10 protein-coding genes are annotated in these 17398 nt (G+C 71.9%); 9 read left to right on the forward strand and 1 reads right to left on the reverse strand.

Annotated features, from left to right (window positions below):
• Nucleotides 1-72 precede the first annotated feature (72 nt).
• From ACIBK5_RS27790 to ACIBK5_RS27820, 7 genes are all read left to right on the forward strand, one after another.
• Nucleotides 73-1884 carry an ABC transporter ATP-binding protein gene (locus tag ACIBK5_RS27790; protein WP_399023521.1) on the forward strand — a complete coding sequence of 604 codons (1812 nt, stop codon included), beginning with the start codon at nt 73-75 and terminating at the stop codon, nt 1882-1884.
• Complete coding sequence (locus tag ACIBK5_RS27795) at nt 1881-3743, forward strand: ABC transporter ATP-binding protein (RefSeq protein ID WP_399023522.1); 1863 nt, start codon at nt 1881-1883, stop codon at nt 3741-3743. The genes ACIBK5_RS27790 and ACIBK5_RS27795 overlap by 4 nt, the downstream gene beginning before the upstream one ends.
• A gap of 22 nt (nt 3744-3765) precedes the next feature.
• Nucleotides 3766-5520 (forward strand): ABC transporter ATP-binding protein, encoded by a 1755-nt coding sequence (locus tag ACIBK5_RS27800; protein WP_399023524.1) that lies wholly within the window; start codon nt 3766-3768, stop codon nt 5518-5520.
• Complete coding sequence (locus tag ACIBK5_RS27805; RefSeq protein ID WP_399023526.1) at nt 5517-7304, forward strand: ABC transporter ATP-binding protein; 1788 nt, start codon at nt 5517-5519, stop codon at nt 7302-7304. Before ACIBK5_RS27800 ends, ACIBK5_RS27805 begins: the two co-directional genes overlap by 4 nt.
• A 152-nt stretch (nt 7305-7456) precedes the next feature.
• Nucleotides 7457-9538, forward strand: coding sequence for a M4 family metallopeptidase (locus ACIBK5_RS27810; RefSeq protein ID WP_399023528.1), 2082 nt, complete (start codon nt 7457-7459; stop codon nt 9536-9538).
• Between the two features lie 206 nt (nt 9539-9744).
• Nucleotides 9745-11388 carry a M4 family metallopeptidase gene (locus tag ACIBK5_RS27815; protein ID WP_399023530.1) on the forward strand — a complete coding sequence of 548 codons (1644 nt, stop codon included), beginning with the start codon at nt 9745-9747 and terminating at the stop codon, nt 11386-11388.
• A gap of 68 nt (nt 11389-11456) precedes the next feature.
• Nucleotides 11457-11978, forward strand: a complete 522-nt coding sequence (locus tag ACIBK5_RS27820; RefSeq protein WP_399023532.1) for a DUF1990 domain-containing protein — start codon at nt 11457-11459, stop codon at nt 11976-11978.
• 48 nt (nt 11979-12026) lie between these two features.
• Here ACIBK5_RS27820 and ACIBK5_RS27825 read toward each other — a convergent pair whose 3' ends face one another.
• Nucleotides 12027-14645 (reverse strand): glycosyltransferase family 1 protein, encoded by a 2619-nt coding sequence (locus ACIBK5_RS27825; protein WP_399023534.1) that lies wholly within the window; start codon nt 14643-14645, stop codon nt 12027-12029.
• A gap of 289 nt (nt 14646-14934) precedes the next feature.
• On the opposite strand from ACIBK5_RS27825, the gene ACIBK5_RS27830 reads away from it, so the two are divergent.
• Nucleotides 14935-16137 carry a S8 family peptidase gene (locus ACIBK5_RS27830; protein ID WP_399023536.1) on the forward strand — a complete coding sequence of 401 codons (1203 nt, stop codon included), beginning with the start codon at nt 14935-14937 and terminating at the stop codon, nt 16135-16137.
• 215 nt (nt 16138-16352) lie between these two features.
• A partial coding sequence (locus ACIBK5_RS27835) for a maltotransferase domain-containing protein (protein WP_399023538.1) occupies nt 16353-17398 on the forward strand: 1046 nt, incomplete at its 3' end.

Genomic DNA, 17398 nt, shown 5'->3' on the forward strand with positions numbered 1-17398 from the left:
GACCAAGGACGGACCCTGACCGGGAGAAAACTCGGTGGGCAGTGTCAGTGGCGATCCGTAGGCTCACTGCTGATGGCCACCACATCTGCCCCCACCCGGAATCGTTCTGCCGTGCGCACACTGCTGCGCCTGTGGCCGTACGTGCGGCCCGCGCGGGCACGGCTGTTCAGCGCCGCGTTCGTGGCGATACTCGCCTCCAGCACGGGCCTGGTGATCCCGCTCGTCCTGAAGTGGATGGTGGACGGGCCCGTGGCCGGCCGGGACCCGGCCGGGGTGTGGCTCGGGGCGCTGTGTCTGCTGCTGCTCGGCTTCGCGGAGGCCCTGCTGTTCGGCCTGCGGCGCTGGCTGGTGGCGCGGCCGCTGGCGCACGTCGAGGCGTCGATGCGGGCGGATCTGTACCGGCATCTGCAACGGCTGCCGGTGTCCTTCCACGACCGGTGGGCCTCCGGGCAGTTGCTGTCCCGGGGGATCGCGGACCTGGGCCTGCTCCGTATGTTCCTCGCCTTCCCGTTGACGTTCCTGCTGGTCAACGGGGTGACAATAGTGATCGGCGTGATCATCATGCTGCTCCAGGACTGGACGCTCGGTCTGGTGATCCTCGGGCCCGCCGTGCCCGTGATGGTGACCTGCGTGATCTTCGAGAAGCGGTACGCCGAGGTGGCGCGGCGCGCGCAGGACCAGGTCGGCGACCTGACGACGGTCGTCGAGGAGAGCGTGCTCGGCATCCGCGTCATCAAGGGGTTCGGACGCCACCGGAGCCAGGCGCGGGCGTTCCGCGACCTGTCGGGGAAGCTGCGCGGCACGGAGCTGCGCAAGGCGCGGCTGCTGGCGACGATCTGGGGCGTCATCGTGACGCTGCCCGAGCTGGCGATCGGGGCGGCGCTCGTCGTGGGAGTCGTCCAGGTCGCCGATGGTGGCCTGTCGGCGGGGACGCTGGTGGCGTTCCTGTCGACGGCGCTGGCCCTGCGGTGGCCGGTGGAGTCGATCGGCTTCCTGCTGGCCATGAGCCAGGAGGCGGCGACGGCCACCGAGCGGTACTTCGAGGTGATGGACGAGGAGGTGGAGGAGCGCCGGGTCCCGGCTGTGGGCGGCCGGTCAACAGCCCTGGGAGAAAGAGGACTTCGCTTCGACGGCGTCACCTTCCGCTACCCCGACGCCCCGCCCGGTTCCCCGCCCGTCCTCCAGCGCATCGACCTCCACATCCGCCCCGGCGAGTCCATGGCCCTGGTCGGTTCCACCGGCAGCGGCAAGACCACCCTCACCGCGCTCATCCCCCGTCTCCACGAGGTCACCTCGGGCCGCATCACCCTCGACGGCGTCGACATCACCGCACTGTCGAGGGAAGCCCTGCGCGCCAAGGTCGCCGTCGCCTTCGAGGAGCCCACGCTCTTCTCGGCCGCGGTCGGCGACAACGTTCTCATGGGGGCGGCCGACGGCACGGCCGGGACGCCGGAGCTGGAGCGCGCCCTCGCCGTCGCCCAGGCCGACTTCGTGCACGCCCTGCCGCAGGGGACGGACACCCAGGTCGGCGAGCAGGGCCTCAGTCTCTCCGGCGGGCAGCGGCAGCGACTCGCGCTGGCCAGGGCTGTCGTCGGGCAGCCGGAGTTCCTGGTGCTGGACGACCCGCTGTCGGCCCTGGACGTGCACACCGAGGCCGCCGTGGAGGCCGCCCTGCGGCAGGTCCTCGCGGACACGACGGCCCTGATCGTGGCGCACCGGCCGTCCACCGTGCTGCTCGCCGACCGGGTCGCGCTGCTGTCCGGCGGGCGGATCACCGCGGTCGGCACCCACCACGAACTGCTGCGGACGAACGCCGAGTACGCGCACCTGATGTCCGGAGAGCGGTCAGGGGAATTCTCAGGGGAACAGGAGGGCGCACGATGACGGCGGCCACCAGCACACCGGCCGACAGGAAACCCGGCGACGAACCCGACGACCGGTCCGCCACCACCGGCGACCCCTTCGACCAGGACGTCCTGCCCACTCCCCCGGGCGCCACCGCCGCCCTGCTGCGCTCGCTCCTCGCGCCCCTGAAGGCCCGTGTCACGGTCACGACGGTCCTGCTGCTGCTCCAGCAGGCGGTCGTGCAGGCGGGCCCGCTGCTCGTGGCGTACGCCATCGACCGTGCCGTACCGGCGTTCCGGGCCGGGGACCACGGGCCGCTGATCACGGTGGGCGTGGGCTATCTGGCGTGCGCGCTGGCCGCGGGCGGGCTGCAGTGGGCGTTCGTCTCGGCCGCTGCCCGCGTCAGCCAGGACGTGCTGCTCGACCTGCGGGGCCGGATCTTCCGCCACGCGCAGGCGCTGAGCGTCGACTTCCATGAGCGCTACACCTCGGGCCGGCTCATCTCCCGCTCCACGGCGGACGTGGAGTCGCTGCGCGAACTGCTCGACGAGGGCCTGCAGGAACTCGTGACGGTCATCCTGTCCTTCGTCTACATCTCGGCGATGCTGCTCTGGCTCGACCTGGGCCTCGGCGGCGTGGCGGTGGCGTCCCTGGTGCCGCTCTACGCCCTCGTGCGGCTGTACCAGCGGCGCGCCGGGCGGGTGTACCGGGCGCGGTCCACCGCCATCGCGGCCGTCATCGTGAAGTTCGTCGAGACGATGAACGGCATCCGGCCGGTGCGCGCCTTCCGTCGCGAGGCCGTCAACGACGCGGACTTCGGCGTGCTCAACGAGCGGCACGAGCGGACCAACGGCAACGCGCTGCTGGAGATGGCCCGCTATGTCACCGGCTCGCGGCTGGTCGCCAACACGGCGGTCGCGGCGATCGTCCTGTGGGGCGCCTACCGGGTCGCGGGCGGCACCCTGGCCCTCGGTGTGCTGGCGGCGGCCGTGCTGTACCTGCGGCGGCTGTACGACCCGATCGACCGGCTCGGGATGTTCCTCAACTCGTACCAGTCGGCGGCGGCCTCGCTGGAGAAGATCGCCGGGCTGCTCGCCCAGACCCCGTCCGTCCCCCAGCCGGCGGACCCCCGGCCGCTCCCGCCCCCGGCGAGCGAGCACCCGGGCCGCGAGGTCGTCTTCGACGGCGTCAGCTTCGGCTACCGCACCGGCGGCGAGGTGCTGCCCCGCTTCGACCTCACGGTCCCGGCCGGGCAGACGGTCGCGGTCGTCGGCTCCACGGGCGCCGGAAAGTCGACCCTGGCCAAGCTGCTGGCCCGGTTCTACGACCCCTCCGAGGGCCGGGTGCTGCTGGACGGCGTGGACCTGCGCGATCTCGCCGTGCCGGAGCTGCGGCGCGGGGTGGTCATGGTGACGCAGGAGTCGTTCCTGTTCTCCGGCACGGTCGCCGAGAACATCGCGATCGGCCGCCCGGACGCCACCCGCGCCGAGATGGAGCGGGCTGCGAAGGAGATCGGCGCGCACGACTTCATCAGCGCCCTGCCCGACGGCTACGACACCGACGTACGCAAGCGGGGCGGCCGTATCTCGGCCGGGCAGCGGCAACTGGTCGCGTTCGCCCGGGCGTTGCTGGCCGACCCGGCGGTGCTGATCCTCGACGAGGCGACCAGCTCGCTGGACATCCCGGGCGAGCGCGCGGTGCAGCGGGCGATGGCGACGGTGCTGAGGGGCCGTACGGCGGTCGTGATCGCGCACCGGCTGTCGACGGTCGAGATCGCGGACCGCGTGCTGGTGATGGAGCAGGGGAAGATCGTCGAGGACGGCACACCGGCCGAACTCATCGCGGGCACGGGCAGGTTCGCCGATCTGCACCGGGCCTGGCGGGACAGTCTGGCGTAGCGCGGCGGCGGAGGGCGGGCGGATGATCGACGCGTACGAGGACCCCGGCACACCCGACCGCCGTGGCGGGGCCCGCTACCTGTGGTGGCTGGTCGCCCGGCAGCCCTGGCGGTGTGCGGCCGGGGCCACGTTCGGCACCGTGTGGATGGTGCTGCTGGCGGCCACGCCGTATCTGATGTCCCGGGCGATCGACGACGGCCTCGAGCCCGGCGACATGGGCGAACTGGTCCTGTGGAGCGGGGCGCTGTTCGCGGTGGGCGCTTTCAACGCCTGGCTGAGCATCATGCGGCACCGCACGATGACCCGGGTGCGGATGGACGCCAACTTCCGCACGGTGAAGGTGGTCGTAGGGCAGGCGGTGCGACTGGGCGCCTCCCTGCGGCGGCAGGCGGGCGCCGGGGAGGTCGTCACGATCGGCGTGGGCGATGTGCAGACGGTCAGCCAGTCGCTGACGGTCGTGGGGCCCGGGATCGGCGCGGTCGTGGGGTATCTGGTGATCGCCGTGCTGTTGGTGTCGGTCTCAGGGGTGGTCGCGCTGGTCGTGCTGCTCGGCATTCCGGTGCTCGCGCTGCTGGTCGGTCCGTTGCTCGGCCGGTTGCAGGGGTCGGAGGCGGAGTACCGCGAGCGGCAGGGCGTGCTGACCGCGCGGATCGGCGACCTCGCGGGTGGACTGCGGGTCCTCTCCGGCCTGGGCGGCAAGCAGCTGGTGGCGGACGCCTTCCGGCAGGACTCACGGCGGCTGCGTGAGCAGGGGTACCGGGTGGGGGCGGTGACGAGCTGGGTGCAGGCACTGGGGGCCGGGCTGCCGACCCTGTTCCTCGCGGTGGTGACCTGGCTCGCGGCCCGGCTCGCGGCGCAGGGCGACATCACGGTGGGTCAGCTGGTGTCCGTCTACGGCTATGCGGCGGTGCTGGTGTGGCCGGTGGCCTTCCTGGTCGAGTGCGGCTACCAGATCAGCCGCGGCGTGGTGTGCGCACGCCGGGTCGTACGGTTCCTGCGCCTGGAGCCGATGGCCGACACGGGCACGCTGGACGCCCCGTCGGAGCCGTCCGCCCTGTACGACCCGGAGTCCGGGGTCCGCATCCTGCCGGGCCGGCTGACGGCCCTGGTGGCGGAACATCCGGCGGACGCGACGACGTTGGTGGACCGCCTGGGCCGCTACGCCCCGTCGAACGCGACGTGGGGCGACACTCGCCTCGACGACATCGCGCTGAACCAGATCCGGTCACGCATCCTGGTGGCCGACCACGAGTCCGACCTGTTCGCGGGAACCCTGCAGGACATGATCGCCCCGCCTCTAAGGGGCGCGGGGAACTGCGCGAACAACCACAACGCACCCGCGGCCGCCGAACAACCCGACATGGCCCCCCTGAAGGCGCTCCACGCGGCCGCAGCCGATGACATCATCCAGTCACTCCCGAACGGCCTCGACACCCCCATGGACGCCCAGGCCAGAAACCTCAGCGGCGGCCAGCGCCAACGCGTCCGCCTGGCCAGAGCCCTCCTCACCGATCCGGAGATCCTCCTGGCCATAGAGCCCACCTCAGCCCTCGACGCCCACACCGAGGCCACGGTCGCAGCCCGGCTGCGGACGGCGAGAGAAGGTCGCACCACGGTCGTGACCACCACCTCTCCGCTCGTCCTGGACCGCTCGGACACCGTCCACTACCTCAAGGACGGCAAGGTCGAAGCCTCCGGCACCCACCACGAACTGCTCGGCACCAACCCCCGCTACCGGGCCCTCGTCGCGAGGGACACCGAGGAGGCCGTGGGATGAGCCACCGTCACCTGCCGGTCGCCGAACGGGCCGACGTCCGGCGCGCCCTGGCCGGCCTCGTGCGCGCCGACGCCCGCGCCTTCGGTGTCGTCCTCGGCCTGAACGCGCTGGCGGCCGTGGCCGCACTGGCCGGGCCGTGGCTGCTGGGCCGGATGATCGACGAGGTGCGGGCCGGGCGCGGGACGGCCGCCGTGGACCGGCTGGCCCTGCTCCTCCTGCTGTCCGCCCTCGCGCAGGTACTGCTGGCCCGCTGGGCCCGGTACGTGGGGCACCGCTTCGGGGAGCGGACCCTGGCCCGGGTGCGGGAGCGGTTCGTGGACCGGGCCCTGACCCTGCCCGCGTCGGTCGTGGAGCGGGCCGGCACCGGTGACCTGACGGCACGCGGTACGGCGGACGTGACGACCGTCGGCAACACCCTGCGCGACGCGGGTCCCGTCCTGCTCGTCAACCTGGTCCAGGCGCTCTTCCTGGTCGCCGCGGTGTTCCTGATGGACCCGCTGCTCGGCGCTCTCGCGGTGCTGGCGCTGACGCCGATCTGGATCGCGCTGCGCTGGTATCTGCGCCGGGCCCGGGACGGGTACCTCGCCGAGGGCGCCGCCGTCTCGGACGTCGCGGAGATCGTGGCGTCGACGGCGGCCGGGGCACGCACGGTGGAGGCGTTCGGGCTCCAGGAGCGGCGTACGGCCGCGAGCCGGGACGCTCTGGAGACCTCCCGCCGCACCCGCCTCTACACGCTGTTCCTGCGCTCGGTGTTCTTCCCGGTGATGGAGACGTCGTACATCCTCCCGGTCGCCGGAGTGCTGGTGGTCGGCGGCGCGCTGCACGCGTCCGGCTCGATGAGCCTCGGAGCGGTGGTGGCGGCGGCGCTGTATCTGCACCAGTTGAGCGCGCCGCTGGACGAGGTCCTGGTACGGATCGAGCAACTCCAGGCCGGCGGCGCCTCCTTCGCCCGGGTGGAAGGGCTCGCCCTGGCCCCGCGCGCCCCCGGCGAGGGCGAGTGTCCGGATCCGGCCGGCGACCGCATCGACGTCATCGGCGCGCGCTACGCCTACGACGGGGGCGTCGAGGTGCTGCGCGGCGTCGACCTGACGGTGACACCCGGGGAGCGGCTGGCCATGGTCGGGCCTTCCGGGGCCGGCAAGACCACGCTGAGCCGGCTGATGGCGGGCATCGACGCGCCGACCGCCGGCTCGGTGACGGTCGGCGGCGTGCCCGTGGTCGGACTCGGACCGGAACGGCTGCGCCGCCAGGTCGTCCTGGTCACCCAGGAGCACCATGTGTTCCTCGGCTCGGTCCGTGACAACCTGCGGATCGCCGAACCAGCCGCGAGCACCACGCAGTTGTGGGACGCGCTGGCCGTGGTCGGCGCCGACACCTGGGTGCGGGAGCTGCCGGAGGGCCTGGACACCCGGCTGGGGCAGGGCGGTCACCGTACGGACGGTTCACAGGCGCAGCAACTCGCGCTCGCCCGGGTGGTGCTGGCGGATCCGCACACGCTGATCCTGGACGAGGCGACCGCCCTGCTCGACCCGACGACCGCCCGGCACACCGAGCGTGCCCTGGCCGCCGTCCTCGAGGGACGCACCGTCATCGCCGTCGCCCACCGGCTGCACACCGCGCACGACGCCGACCGGGTCGCGGTGATGGAGGACGGCCTGCTGACCGAACTCGGCACGCACGACGAGCTGGTGGCGGCCGGCGGGGCGTACGCGGCCCTGTGGCACTCCTGGCACGGGGACCTGCCCGAGGGCCGGGAAGGGCCCGGACAGCAAGAGTCCGTATAGCGAACATGAACTTCCGGTCAACGAACCTTTTCCGGCCATAGTCTTGACGCGGTCCTGACAGAAAGCGCACTCCCCTGCCACGCTTCCCACGACTGCTCTACAGAAACCCCACTGCAACACCTCCACCTCCCCAGGCCGGGCGACCCCCGGCCATGCAGAAGGAGTCAGTGTTGAGAAGCAGTTCCTCGCGAAGAGGCACCTCCCACAGACGCACTCCCCACACCCCTCGCCGTACCGCGGCCGTGGCCCTCGCCGGCGTCGCCGCGCTGATCGCCACCGCCGTCCAGGCCGGCACCGCCACGGCGGCCCCGGAGGACAGGGCTCCGGCGGCCGCGAGCAAGGCGAAGCCGGGCTCGGAATCGATCAAGCTCACCCCCGCCCAGCGCGCCGCGCTGATCCGGGAGGCGAACGCCGGCAAGGCCCGGACCGCGAAGGACCTGGGCCTCGGCGCCCAGGAGAAGCTGGTCGTCCGCGACGTCCTGAAAGACCGCGACGGCACCGTGCACACCCGCTATGAGCGCACCTACGCGGGCCTGCCCGTCCTCGGCGGCGACCTGGTCGTGGAGAGCACGAAGGCCGACGCCACCGCGTCCGTCACGAAGGCCACCCGCGCCGCGATCAAGCCCGCCACGACGAAGGCGGCGGTCTCCGTCGCGAAGGCCCGGCAGCAGGCCCTCACCGCGGGGAAGGCCGACGAGGCCAAGAGCCCGGACATCAACCGCGAGCCCCGCAAGGTGATCTGGGCCGCGAACGGCAAGCCGGTCGTGGCGTACGAGACGGTCGTCGGCGGCTTCCAGCACGACGGCACCCCGCAGGAACTGCACGTGGTCACCGACGCCACCAGCGGCGCGAAGCTGTACGAGTGGGAGGCCATCGAGACCGGGACCGGCAACACGGTCTACAGCGGCACGGTCGACCTCACCACGACCCAGTCCGGCTCGACGTACAACCTCACCGACGGCGCCCGCGGCAACCACAAGACGTACAACCTCAACCGCGGCACCTCCGGCACCGGCACCCTCTTCTCCGGGCCCGACGACGTGTGGGGCAACGGCACGCCCTCCAACCTGGAGTCGGCCGGCGCCGACGCCCACTACGGGGCCGCGCTGACCTGGGACTACTACAAGAACGTGCACGGCCGCAGCGGCATCCGCGGCGACGGCGTGGGCGCGTACTCCCGGGTCCACTACGGCAACAACTACGTCAACGCCTTCTGGTCGGACAGCTGCTTCTGCATGACGTACGGCGACGGCTCGGGCAACGCGAACCCGCTGACGTCGATCGACGTGGCCGCCCACGAGATGACCCACGGGCTGACGTCGAACACCGCGGGCCTCAACTACAGCGGCGAGTCCGGCGGTCTGAACGAGGCGACCAGCGACATCTTCGGCGCGACCGTCGAGTTCTACGCCAACAACTCCTCCGACGTCGGTGACTACCTCATCGGCGAGGAGATCGACATCAACGGCGACGGGACCCCGCTGCGCTACATGGACAAGCCGAGCAAGGACGGCGCGTCCAAGGACAGCTGGTACTCGGGCATCGGCTCGATCGACGTGCACTACTCGTCCGGTCCCGCGAACCACTTCTTCTACCTCCTGTCGGAGGGCAGCGGCACCAAGACCATCAACGGTGTCACCTACAACTCGGCCACCTCGGACGGGCTTCCGGTCACCGGCATCGGCCGGGACAAGGCGGAGAAGATCTGGTTCCGCGCGCTGACCACGAAGTTCACGTCCACGACCAACTACGCGGGCGCCCGCACCGGCACCCTCGCCGCGACCGGTGAGCTCTACGGCACCGACAGCGCCGAGTACAAGGCGGTCCAGCACGCGTGGGCGGGCATCAACGTCGGCACCCGTCCCGGCGACGGGGGCGGCGGCGGCACGTCCTTCGAGAACGCCGCGGACGTGGCGATCCCGGACCGGGGCGCGGCGGTCACCTCGCCGGTCACCGTCACCGGCCGGACGGGCAACGCGCCCGCCAACCTCCAGGTCGCCGTGGACATCGTCCACACCTACATCGGTGACCTCAAGGTGGATCTGGTCGCCCCCGACGGCACGGCGTACACGCTGAAGGGCTACGGCACCGGCGGCAGCTCGGACAACATCGACGAGACCTACACGGTGAACGCCTCCTCCGAGGTCGCCAACGGCACCTGGCAGCTCCGGGTCCAGGACAACGCGGCCATCGACACCGGTTACATCAACAGCTGGAAGCTCACCTTCCCGTAGGCCGACGGGCCTCTGAGTCAGGGCGCCGCCCCGGTGGGTTCGACTCCCCCGGGACGGCGCCCGCTTCACATGCCCGGAACCGTCAGCCGGTCGTCGATTTCCGGCCAACATCACGCGTTACTCCTGACATGTACGCGCCCTTGGTGCCACTCTTCCCCCACCCGCCGCACAGCACCCCAGCAGTTCCCCCACATCAAGGAGCTCGTGTGACCCCCCTCTACGCGCGTCACAAGCGCACCACGCTGGCCATCGCCACCGCCGTCGCCGCAGGCGCCCTGCTCACCACCGGTCTGACCTCCGGCAGCAGCGTCGCCGCCGACTCCTCCTCCGGGCCGGCCCTCGCCGCCGCCCCCGTCCTGCTCTCCGCGCCCGCCCGCACGGCTCTCGTCAAGGAGCAGCAGGCGGACGCCCCGAAGACCGCCGACGAGATAGGCCTCGGCGAACAGGAGAAGCTGGTCGTCAAGGACGTCGTGAAGGACGCCGACGGCACGGTCCACACGCGCTACGAGCGCACCTACGCGGGCCTGCCGGTCCTCGGCGGCGACCTCGTCGTGCACGAGTCGAAGTCCGGCGCGACCCAGGGCGTCACCAGAGCGACGAAGGCCACTGTGAAGGTCGCCTCCCTCAAGCCGGCGGTCGCCGCCGCCAAGGCCGAGAAGCAGGCCGTGACGCTCGCCAAGGCGGCCGGCTCGGAGAAGACCGAGGCGAACTCCGCTCCCCGCAAGGTGATCTGGGCGGCCGACGGCAAGCCCGTCCTCGCCTACGAGACCGTCGTCGGCGGCCTCCAGGAGGACGGCACGCCGAACGAGCTGCACGTCGTCACCGACGCCGCCACCGGCAAGAAGCTCTACGAGCACCAGGCCATCGAGACCGGCACCGGCAACACCACGTACAGCGGCAAGGTCGACCTCACGACCACCAAGTCCGGTTCGACGTACAACCTGACGGACAGCACGCGCGGCGGCCACAAGACGTACAACCTGAACCGCGGCACCTCCGGCACCGGCACCCTGTTCTCCGGCGCGGACGACGTCTGGGGCACCGGCAACCCCTCCAACCTGGAGACCGCCGCCGCCGACGCGCACTACGGCGCCCAGGTGACCTGGGACTTCTACAAGAGCGCCTTCGGCCGCAGCGGCATCCGCAACGACGGCAAGGCCGCCTACTCGCGCGTCCACTACGGCAACGCCTACGTCAACGCCTTCTGGTCGGACAGCTGCTTCTGCATGACCTACGGCGACGGCGAGGGCAACGCCAACCCGCTGACCTCGCTCGACGTGGCCGCCCACGAGATGAGCCACGGTCTGACCTCGGCCACGGCCGGCCTCAACTACAGCGGCGAGTCCGGCGGTCTGAACGAGGCCACCAGCGACATCCTCGGCGCGGGCGCCGAGTTCTTCGCGAACAACTCCGCCGACGTCGGTGACTACCTCATCGGCGAGGAGATCGACATCAACGGCGACGGCAGCCCGCTGCGCTACATGGACAAGCCCAGCAAGGACGGCTCGTCCAAGGACGCCTGGTCCTCCAGCCTCGGCGGCCTGGACGTCCACTACTCGTCCGGTCCCGCCAACCACTTCTTCTACCTGCTGTCCGAGGGCAGCGGCTCGAAGACCATCAACGGCGTGACCTACGACTCGCCCACCTCCAACGGCTCCACGGTCACCGGCATCGGCCGGACCAAGGCGCTGCAGATCTGGTACAAGGCGCTGACGACGTACATGACGTCGACGACCAAGTACGCGGCCGCCCGTACGGCGACCCTGAACGCGGCCAAGGACCTCTACGGCGCGAGCAGCACCGAGTACAAGGCGGTCGCGTCCGCCTGGTCCGCGGTCAACGTCGGCTGACCGAAGCACGACCACGGGCGGTACCCGGAGCGAAGGCGGCTCCGGGTACCGCCCTACTCTTGGGGACCATGTCTTCGGAGGACTTCACGTACGCCGATGTCGGCGCCACCCGCGAGGAGCACTTCTGCCCGCCGGGCTTCCACCCCATGAACGTGCGCACCCGCCTCGGGGAGGGCGAGGAGGTCTTCCGCCGGGCCTCGGAGGCGGTGCTCACCTGGGAGATGCACCGGGCCATGGGCGTCGGCGTCGACGCGAGCGCGGAACGGGCCGCCCCCGGCGTCGACGTCACCGTCACCCTCGCCGGCATGATCAAGGCCCCCTGCCGCGTGGTGTGGACCCTGGAGGAACCCCGCCGGGCGGGCTGGGCCTACGGCACCTTGCCTGGCCACCCGGAGAGCGGCGAGGAGTCCTTCGTGGTCGACCGCACGGGAGACGGCACGGTGTGGCTGACGGTGAACGCGTTCAGCCGCGCGGCCAAGTGGTACGCGAGGGCGGGCGGCCCGGCGACCAGGGGGTTCCAGCACGCGTATGCGCGCAGGTGTGGAACGGTCCTACGGAACATTGCAACGCAGGGTGGCGAAGACACCTAGGGGCGCGGGGAACTGCGCGACCAGCCCCCACGCGCCCGCGGACAACACTCAACGCATCAACAACCCGGCAGCCTCCACCAGCTCCTCAGAAGGCCCGGCCACCAGCCCCAACTCCGCACTAGAGGCCAACAGCCGATGCGCGGGAAGGATCCGCACCGTGTACCCGAAAGGCCCGGTGCGATCCAGGGACAAGGCCCCTTCGTACACCCACCGCCCGTCCTCCCCGGGGGACCCGACCGGCTTCAGGGAAACAACCGCCGCGTCCCCGATCCGGTCCTCCTCGTCCACCCGCCCCGACACCACCTGAACCTCGACATCATCAGGCCCGAGATTCCCGAGCCCGACCCGCACCCGAAGCCCCAGCGTCGTACCCAGCTCCGCCAGCGCCTCCGACACCGACGTCTCCACATGGTCGACGGTGACCCCCGGCCAGGCGGCCCGCACCCTGCCCTTCCACTCGGCGAGCTCACGCGCGGGGTCCGGCCCCATCGAGCGATGCGCGAGGGCCGCCGGTGTGTAGAGCCGCTCGACGTACTCGCGGACCATCCGCCCGGCCAGCACCTTCGGCCCGAGCAGGCTCAGGGTCCGGCGGACCATCTCGATCCAGCGGTCGGGCAGCCCGCTGCGGCCGCGCTCGTAGAAGCGGGGCGTCACCCGCTGCTCGAGCAGGTCGTACAGCGCCGCGGCCTCTATGTCGTCGCGGCGGTCCGGGTCGGTCCCGACACCGTCGGCCGTGGGGATGGCCCAGCCGAAGTCCGGCTGGAACCACTCGTCCCACCATCCGTCGAGGACGGACAGATTGAGACAACCGTTGAGCGCCGCCTTCATACCGGACGTGCCGCAGGCCTCCAGCGGCCGGAGCGGATTGTTCAGCCAGATGTCGCAGCCCGGGTACAGCTTCTGCGCCATCGCCATGCCGTAGTCGGGCAGGAACACGAGCCGGTGCCGCACCCGCGGATCGTCCGCGAACCGCACCAGCTCCTGCACCAGCCGCTTCCCGCCGTCGTCCGCGGGGTGCGCCTTGCCCGCCACGACGATCTGGACCGGCCGCTCGGAGTGCAGCAGCAGGTCCATCAGCCGGTCGCGGTCGCGCAGCATCAGCGTCAGCCGCTTGTACGACGGGACCCGCCGGGCGAAGCCGATGGTGAGGACGTCCGGGTCGAGCACGCCGTCGATCCAGCCCAGCTCGGCCGTACCGGCCCCGCGCTGCCGCCAGGAGGCCCGCAGCCGCTCCCGCACCTCGGTCACGAGCTGCTCGCGCAGGCCCCGCCGCAGTTCCCAGATCTCCTGGTCGGCGATGTCCGCCACCGCGTCCCAGCGGTCCGAGCCGCCGACGGTCAGCGCGTCCTCGGCGCGCTGCACACCGATCTGCCGGGCGCCGAGCCGGAACACCTCCGGGGCGACCCAGGTGGGCGCGTGCACCCCGTTGGTCACGGAGGTGATCGGCACCTCTTCGGCGTCGAAGCCGGGCCACAGGCCGGAGAACATCTCACGGCTGACGTTGCCGTGCAGCAGGGACACCCCGTTGGCGCGCTGGGCCAGGCGCAGGCCCATCACGGCCATGTTGAACAGGTTGGGCTCCCCGCCGGGGTAGGTCTCCATGCCGAGCTTGAGGACGCGCCCGACGTCGATGCGGGGCAGCTCCGCGTCGGGGCCGAAGTGACGGGCGACCAGCTCGCGGTCGAAGCGGTCGATACCGGCCGGGACGGGGGTGTGGGTGGTGAAGACCGTCCCGGAACGGACCGCCTCCAGTGCCGCGTCGAAGTCCGAACCCGCCGCGCAGAGTTCGGCGATCCGCTCCAGGCCGAGGAACCCGGCGTGCCCCTCGTTGGTGTGGAAGACCTCCGGCGCGGGGTGCCCGGTCAGCCGGCAGTACGTCCGGACCGCTCGCACACCTCCTATCCCCAGCAGCATCTCCTGCAGCAGCCGGTGCTCGCTGCCGCCGCCGTAGAGCCGGTCGGTCACGCCGCGCTCGCCGAGGTCGTTCTCCTCGACGTCCGAGTCCAGCATCAGCAGCGGCACGCGGCCGACCTGCGCCAGCCAGATCCGGGCGCGCAGCTGCTTGCCTCCGGGCAGGGCGAGGGCGACCTGGGCGGGGGTGCCGTCGGGCTCCTCCAGGAGGACCAGGGGCAGCTCGTTCGGGTCGAGCACGGGGTAGTGCTCCTGCTGCCAGCCGTCCCGGGAGAGGGTCTGGCGGAAGTAGCCGTGCCGGTAGAGCAGCCCGACGCCGATCAGCGGGACGCCCAGGTCGCTGGCCGCCTTCAGATGGTCGCCGGCCAGGATGCCGAGGCCGCCGGAGTACTGCGGCAGGGCGGCCGTGATGCCGAACTCGGGTGAGAAGTAGGCGATCGCGGCGGGAAGTTCCTCGGGCTGGGCCTGGTACCAGCGGTCGCCGGTCATGTAGTCGTGCAGATCGCCCGCGACCGCGGCGAGGCGGCGCAGGAACCGGCGGTCCTCGGCCAGGTCCGCGAGCCGCGCGGGCGGCACGCTGCCCAGCAGCCGGACCGGGTCGCGCCCGGAGGCGGCCCAGCGCTCGGGGTCGACGGACTGGAACAGATCTCGGGTCTCCGCGTGCCACGACCACCGCAGATTGCGGGCGAGATCGCCGATCGGCCGGAGGGGGTCGGGGAGAACGGGTCGGACGGTGAATCGACGGATCGCCTTCACGGGTTCCACCTCGGCGCGTTCGCTGGTTGACGCAGGGCTTTGACACAGGGCTTCATCGACGTCTCCTACGACAGTACCGGCGGATGTGCCGCCGCCGCTGAGGCTCCGCCGTCGCACCCCCGATCGGCCTGAACAGCACCATCCACGGATATGGCCGATTCCACCCCCATAGGCGTCCTTGTGGTGTTTCACGGGCCACGAGAGGCTGCCCCTGGCGTACCGGCCCGAGCCCGCCGTACGCGGCGCCGCGCGGCAGCCGTACGCCGAGTCGAGGAGGGGAACTCGGACCATGGCACGGACGCGCACACGGCGCCCGCGCTGGACGGGGGGCCTGGCCGCGGCGATCTGCGCCGCGGCCTTTTCGGCCATCACCCTGCCCGCGCACGCCGTACCGGAGGGGCGGATACTCGGCGCCGGAGGACCCGGCACCGTGCACGGCAGCTATCTGGTGACACTGAAGGAGGGCACACGGGCACCGTCGGGGGCCGGAAAGAGCCTGGCCGAGACATACGGGGTGGACATCAGCCACACCTACGGCACGGTCCTGAACGGCTACGCGATCAGGGCGAACGCGAGACAGGCCGCACGGCTCGCCGCCGATCCGCGGGTCGCCTCGGTCGTCCAGGACACCCGGGTGCGACTGGAGGGCACCCGGCGGAACCCGGCGTCCTGGGGACTGGACCGCGTCGACCAGCCGAGTCTCCCCCTGGACCGGAGCTACACCTGGCCCGAGTCGGCGGGTGCCGGGGTGACGGTGTACGTGATCGACACCGGCGTGCGGACCACCCACCGGGACTTCGGGGGCCGGGCGAGCCACGGCTGGGACTTCGTGGGGAACGACAAGGTCGCGGCGGACGCCAACGGGCACGGCACGCACGTCGCCGGCACGGTCGCCGGGAAGACCCACGGCATCGCCGGCAAGGCACGGATCGTCTCCGTGCGCGTCCTCGACGCCGCGGGCGCGGGCACCACGGCCCGGGTGATCGCCGGGATCGACTGGGTGACCCGGCACGCGAGGAAACCCGCGGTCGCCAACCTCAGTCTGGGCGGCCCGCGCAATGACAGGCTCGACGCCGCCGTCCGCGCCTCCATCGCCTCCGGCGTCAGCTACACGATCGCAGCGGGCAACGACGGCAGGCCGGCCGGGCTCTACTCCCCGGCGAGCGTCAAGCAGGCGATCACGGTCGGCGCGACCGACCGCGGGGATACAAAACCGGCCTTCTCCAACCACGGTCCGGCCCTCGATCTCTTCGCCCCGGGCGTCGGCATCACCTCCGCGGCCGCCGCCAGCGACACCGCGCGGGCCACGTTCTCGGGCACCTCGATGGCCTCTCCGCACGCGGCGGGCGCGGCCGCGCTGTATCTGGCCGACCATCCGAAAGCGGCTCCGTCCCAGGTCGGGAGGGCTCTGACGGCGGGAGCGGCGACCGGGAAGATCTCCGGCCGGGGCATTGGTTCACCGGACAAGTTACTGCGGGTGCCGCACCCGTAGGGCGAAGGAGCAGCCACACTCAGGGGCCGGCCTCGTCCGTCGCGGACGAGGCCGGTCTTGTGTGTCGACATACCCCTGAGTAGTTAACAAAGTGCCGGATTGCCCACCCGAATAGGGTGGGAAGGCTCCTCCGGGTACCCCTCTCAGGAGCACCACGCAGGACCCACCTCCCCATAGACATCCGCCCACCCACGTTGACGCGGACAGGAGCGGTCATGCCCGCCAAGCACCATTCGTCACCACCCCCGACCCGCCGCACCGGGGCGCGCGCGCCCGGCGGCGAGGAACGTCCCGTGCGCCCGGCCGACGCCGGCCCACCGGTCCCGCAACCGCCCCCCGCGGCCGCGGCGACCGCCGTCGGGCGCATACCCGTGCTCGATGTCCGCCCGGTCGTCCAGCAGGGACGCCGGCCGGCCAAGGCCGTGACCGGCGAGACCTTCCAGATCTCGGCGACCGTGTTCCGGGAGGGGCACGACGCGGTCGCCGCCAACGCCGTCCTGAAGGACCCCGAGGGCCGCCCCGGGCCGTGGACACCCCTGCGGGAACTGGCCCCCGGCACCGACCGCTGGGGCGCCACGGTCACCGCCGGGGAGCCCGGCCTGTGGACGTTCACGGTGGAGGCGTGGGGCGACCCGGTCGCCACCTGGCGCCACCACGCGCAGATCAAGATCCCGGCCGGCATGGACACGGACGTCGTCCTGGAGGAGGGCGCGCGCCTGTACGAGCGAGCCGCCGAGGGCGTACCCGAGGAGGACGGCCTGCGGGACGTGGTCCTGGCAGCCGTCGACGCCCTGCGGGACGAGAGCCGCCCGGCGGCCGCGCGGCTTGCGGCGGCGTTGACGCCGGAGGTGGAGGAGGTGCTGGCCCGGCATCCGCTGCGGGACCTGGTCACCACCTCCGAGCCGCTGCCGCTCCTCGTCGAGCGGGAGCGGGCCCTGTACGGCTCCTGGTACGAGTTCTTCCCCCGCTCCGAGGGCACCCGGCAGCAGCCGCACGGCACCTTCCGCACCGCCGCCCGCCGCCTCCCGGCCATCGCCGCGATGGGCTTCGACGTCGTCTACCTGCCCCCGATCCACCCCATCGGCACGACCTTCCGCAAGGGCAAGAACAACACTCTCTCCCCCGGCCCCGACGACGTCGGCGTCCCCTGGGCCATCGGCTCCCCCGAGGGCGGCCACGACGCCGTCCACCCCGACCTGGGCACCCTGGAGGACTTCACCTGGTTCGTGAACCAGGCCCGCGACCTGGGCATGGAGGTGGC

Source organism: Streptomyces sp. NPDC050546 (assembly GCF_044457425.1).
In the GTDB taxonomy this organism is placed as follows: domain Bacteria; phylum Actinomycetota; class Actinomycetes; order Streptomycetales; family Streptomycetaceae; genus Streptomyces.

Excerpts from the sequence above, each read along its gene's own strand:
- ACIBK5_RS27820 (WP_399023532.1), top strand. The coding sequence starts at position 11,457 with ATGTCTTCGGAGGACTTCACGTACGCCGATGTCGGCGCCACCCGCGAG.
- ACIBK5_RS27795 (WP_399023522.1), top strand. The coding sequence starts at position 1,881 with ATGACGGCGGCCACCAGCACACCGGCCGACAGGAAACCCGGCGACGAA.
- ACIBK5_RS27805 (WP_399023526.1), top strand. The coding sequence starts at position 5,517 with ATGAGCCACCGTCACCTGCCGGTCGCCGAACGGGCCGACGTCCGGCGC.
- ACIBK5_RS27790 (WP_399023521.1), top strand. The coding sequence starts at position 73 with ATGGCCACCACATCTGCCCCCACCCGGAATCGTTCTGCCGTGCGCACA.
- ACIBK5_RS27810 (WP_399023528.1), top strand. The coding sequence starts at position 7,457 with ATGCAGAAGGAGTCAGTGTTGAGAAGCAGTTCCTCGCGAAGAGGCACC.
- ACIBK5_RS27830 (WP_399023536.1), top strand. The coding sequence starts at position 14,935 with ATGGCACGGACGCGCACACGGCGCCCGCGCTGGACGGGGGGCCTGGCC.
- ACIBK5_RS27800 (WP_399023524.1), top strand. The coding sequence starts at position 3,766 with ATGATCGACGCGTACGAGGACCCCGGCACACCCGACCGCCGTGGCGGG.